General features: G+C 72.5%; 1 protein-coding gene. It reads right to left on the bottom strand.

Annotated elements, in window-relative coordinates; genetic code table 11:
* Positions 1-8: 8 nt before the first annotated feature.
* Positions 9-233 (bottom strand): glutathione S-transferase C-terminal domain-containing protein (locus ACLJNW_RS28790; RefSeq protein WP_410962102.1); only part of this gene is annotated, 225 nt, incomplete at its 5' end.

Raw genomic sequence — 233 nt, 5'->3', positions numbered from 1 at the left:
CCTCGGGGTCAGGCGCGGGTGGCCTGCATCGACGGGCGCTGGCTGACTTCGGCGAACCAGGCGGCGAGTCGCGGGTAGCGGCCGCGCCAGTCCCACTCCGGCTGGCGCAGGTCGAGATAGCCCAGGGCGCAGGCGACGCCGATGGCGGCGATGTCGAAGCGCGCCTGCAGTTCGGCGATGCAGTCGCCCTCCAGCCACGCCAGGGACCGCCCGATCTTTTCCCGCTGTGCTTC

It is taken from the genome of Salmonella sp. SAL4457, from assembly GCF_046548235.1.
Taxonomy (GTDB): domain Bacteria; phylum Pseudomonadota; class Gammaproteobacteria; order Enterobacterales; family Enterobacteriaceae; genus Salmonella; species Salmonella enterica.
The sequence above is the reverse complement of the archived record's forward strand: the minus strand, read 5'-3'. Positions and strand labels throughout refer to the sequence as shown.